Annotated in this window: 6 protein-coding genes; all 6 read right to left on the reverse strand. The window is 38.7% G+C overall.

The genetic code is table 11. The features are described 5' to 3' along the window. Positions 1-689 (reverse strand): NAD(+)/NADH kinase (locus E1176_RS04310; protein ID WP_155209341.1); only part of this gene is annotated, 689 nt, incomplete at its 3' end. 11 nt (positions 690-700) lie between these two features. After that, positions 701-1,378, reverse strand: a complete 678-nt coding sequence (locus E1176_RS04315) for a CBS domain-containing protein (protein WP_246205937.1) — start codon at positions 1,376-1,378, stop codon at positions 701-703. Further along, the gene (locus E1176_RS04320) at positions 1,368-2,123 is read right to left on the reverse strand and encodes an alpha/beta fold hydrolase (RefSeq protein WP_155209342.1); all 756 of its coding nucleotides are present in this window, start codon (positions 2,121-2,123) and stop codon (positions 1,368-1,370) included. Before E1176_RS04320 ends, E1176_RS04315 begins: the two co-directional genes overlap by 11 nt. Before the next feature lie 47 nt (positions 2,124-2,170). Then, positions 2,171-2,740, reverse strand: a complete 570-nt coding sequence (locus E1176_RS04325) for a glutamine amidotransferase-related protein (protein WP_185152620.1) — start codon at positions 2,738-2,740, stop codon at positions 2,171-2,173. Continuing rightward, complete coding sequence (locus E1176_RS04330) at positions 2,724-3,260, reverse strand: CvpA family protein (protein ID WP_155209343.1); 537 nt, start codon at positions 3,258-3,260, stop codon at positions 2,724-2,726. The genes E1176_RS04325 and E1176_RS04330 overlap by 17 nt, the downstream gene beginning before the upstream one ends. Before the next feature lies 1 nt (position 3,261). Further along, entirely contained in the window at positions 3,262-3,717 is a 456-nt protein-coding gene (locus E1176_RS04335) for a GatB/YqeY domain-containing protein (RefSeq protein WP_155209344.1), read from the reverse strand. Positions 3,718-3,759: the final 42 nt, after the last annotated feature.

The following is a 3,759-nucleotide window of genomic DNA, read 5'->3' on the forward strand; positions in this document are numbered from 1 at the left end:
AATGACAACTCACAATCATCGGGCACAATCATCGGTCTCACCGTTAGATTATGTGGACTAACAGGCGTGATGACAAAATTGTTTGACTGAGGAAGCACTAATGGGCCACCACAACTCACTGAGTATCCGGTAGAACCGGTAGGTGTAGCTACAATTACACCATCAGCCCAATAAGAGTTTAAAAATTCACCATCTACGAAAGCATGAACGACAATCATAGAAGAGGTATCTTTCTTCAGAATGGCAAAATCGTTTAGCGCAAAATTAAGTCCATCGAAAAGCTGATTATCAGATTCGAGTTTTAAAAGTGCTCGTTCGTCATAAGTATAACGTTTTTCAAAAATTGCATCGAGCGCATCTTTAAAATCTGCCTTTGAGGTTGTCGCCAAAAACCCTAACCTACCTGTATTTATGCCTAAAATTGGTGTTTCTGCTCTTCCGATGTGGGTCACTGCTTCAAGCAAGGTACCATCTCCACCCAAGGTAAGGCAGCAATCGAGATGGCTCAGATCGCTGTGCTCGTTATATACGTTTACTTCTGGCAAAGAAATACTGGCATTCTTAGCAAGGTCAAAAAATTCTTCTGACAATTCTAATTGTGCATTTTTTGCAGAAAGAGAATCAAATACTTCTTGAATAAACTGTCCCGTTTCCCGGTTAAAGTCTTTTCCGTGTATACCAATTTTCATAAATCGGTAATTTATATATCCAGATATTTAAGTAGCATGTCAATTTTGCCCTTTTCTTCTTCGAGCACTTTTGTCTCTTGAAAGCGAGCAATTAACTTATAGCCAAAGCGCTCTAATGTAGCTACTACGTGGGTGAGATCTAAACGATTTATTTTAAGTGTGACCTTGAGCATATTAGGATCCTGGTCATCAATTTTAATACTGCTGCTTAGTATTTTGGCATTATTTTCTTCTACCAGACGACTTATTTCGGCCAGAGAATAATCAATTTGTTTGATTGATAATACGATGATTCCTCCAGGTATTTGCACTGCAGCAGATTGGGCAAAACTCGTGACAATGTCTTGAACTGTGATCACCCCGGTATACTCACCAGCCTCATTGATGACACCTACTAAGTGCGCATCATTATCAGACGAAACTTTTAATACGTCATAAAAGTGTGAGTTACTTGTAACCATACAAGATGAAGCGATCAGCTCCATATCACTTACTTTCTTTTCTACATCATTGTTTTCCAGAATTACTTCTTCTGTAAGTAGCCCTAAAAACTTCTGATTATCTACCACCGGAAGTTGGTTACACCTCAATTCCTCCATCCACAGCATGGCCTTATGCACATCATCTGTCAATTTCAAAGGTGGAATCATATGGTTTATCAACTCCTCTGCTAACATCTCAATTGTCATTCAAAAAGTTGTCTAAAATTTTATTAAACTTCTCTGGGTGCTCCATCATAGGCGCATGGCAGCATTTATCAACAAACTTAAGTTTAGAGTTAGGAATAAGCTTGTTGAACTCATGAGCGACCATAGGAGGAGTTATAGTATCATTAAGCCCCCAAATTAATAAGGTTGGTTGCTTGATTCTTGGTATGTCTTTAGCCATGTTGTTGCGCTGTGCCGACTTTGCAATAGCCACAATACGCATACATTTTGGAATACTTTTAGTCGTTTCAAATACTTCCTGTACCAACTCATCGGTAGCAGTCTCCGGGTCGTAAAAAGTGTAAGCCACTCTTTCTTTTATGTAATCATAGCTTCCCCTTCTTGGGAATGAGCCCCCCATGGAGTTTTCGAATAATCCTGAGCTACCTGTAAGCACCAATCGTTTGACATTAGCGTTGTTTGCCAATGTATAAATAAGACCTACATGCCCTCCTAAAGAATTTCCAATGATATTGACATCTTTCAGATTCTTTAATGCCACAAACTTCTCCAGAAAAGAATTGAGCCCCTCAAGACCTGCTTGTCGGATAGGCATTTCATAAATAGGTAGAAGCGGGATTACGACTCGATAATTTTTCTTAAAGTGACCAACAACCTCTTCCCAGTTACTTAGCGCACCAAATAATCCGTGAAGTAGTAGTAAAACTTCTCCCTCACCTTCATCTATATATTTAAAGTCTTTTTCCTCTTTGACTATTAATGCCATAATTTAAAGCTAGATCAGTCTATTGCAAAGTAAACAAAAATGGATAATTAAAATGTTAAGTCATTATAATCTAACCAATTTTTCAAAATTTCCAACCCGTATTCTGTCAATGCTGCTTCCGGGTGAAACTGGACACCCCACAAAGGGAGTGTATTATGTCTTAAGGCCATAATTTCGCCTGTCTCTGATTTGCCAATTACTTTTAAAGAATCAGGAAGTTCATCCACTAAAAGAGAATTGTATCTTACTACTTGTATTGTGTTTGGGATATGCTTAAATAAACCGTCTGTATTCAAAGATGTTTTTGACAACTTACCGTGCATGGGTTTTTGGGCCTTTACAATCTTGCCCCCAAAGTACTCCCCTATTGCCTGATGCCCTAAACATATGCCCAGAACGGGTATTTTGTCATGATAATAATCTAAAACCTGTATGAGGTTTCCGGATTTCCCCGGAACTTCCGGCCCGGGACTTATCACCAAGCCATCAAACGGCTGTTCAAAAATTTTATCCGGATCGGTGTCATTACGAACCACCTGGCATTTTATGCCTAGTTGCTCGAAATAATCTACCAGATTGTAGGTGAATGAGTCAAAATTATCAAGCAGCAGAATCACCTTGCAACATAGATTTGATCATATCAAAAAGATCGTGGGCGAATGGTATCAATGCAGAAAAGTAATCTACTACAGTAGGAGCAAATGGTAAGATTATTGGGTAGAGCAATGAACCATCTAACCATTCTTCCGGCAGATTGAATCCAAATGAGTCTGTAAGCCATAAAATCACACTTAGGCCAAATGCCCACTTAAGCACAGAAATGATAAGACCTGCCAAATTGTCGACCGTACCTAAAAGTGTAAGATCAATTACTCTTTTGAGCGCTTTACCCAAGAGATTTACCCCAAGTATAATAGCTATGAAAATAGCTATGAAGGCAATATAAGGCAACAAGTCTCCTTGAATACTAAAATTCTGATCAAGAAAATCCATGGCGAGATGTAGCAGTTTAAAACCGCCAATAATTGCCAAAATGAATGCCAAAATTGCAATCACCTCGAGTAAGAAACCCTTTTTAAATCCTTTATAAGCTCCAAACAGTAAGGGTATGAGCAGTACGATATCAATTGTACTCAAATTACTTCGCTAGTAAATTCTTTACCGTACCAGATATAGCTTTACCTTCTGCCTTCCCAGCCAGTTTTTTCGTAGCTACACCCATCACTTTACCCATATCCTGCGGTCCGGATGCTCCCACTTCAGTAATGATTTGCTTTACTTCAACTTCTAGTTCATCTTGAGTAAGTTGTTTTGGCAGATATCTACTTATCACTTCGTATTCTAAAAGTTCTTTCTCAGCCAGGTCTTTACGGCCTTCTTTCTCATAAAGATCTGCGGATTCTTTCCGTTGTTTAGCCGCTTTAGTCAGTAGTTTTAATTCGGCTTCTTCGCTGATATCACCCTCAGAGGCTCCTTTTTCAGATTCAGCAAGTAAGATTGCAGACTTTATAGCTCTCAAAGCTGTGAGCTCGTCTTTCTTCTTTTCTAACATTGCTTTTTTAATATCCTGATTGATCTGCTCTTTCAATGACATTGCTTATATATCTTTTAAGTGAGTTATTCGTTTATTTGTGGT

The sequence above is a fragment of the Fulvivirga aurantia genome (assembly GCF_009711475.1).
Classification (GTDB): Bacteria; Bacteroidota; Bacteroidia; order Cytophagales; family Cyclobacteriaceae; genus Fulvivirga; species Fulvivirga aurantia.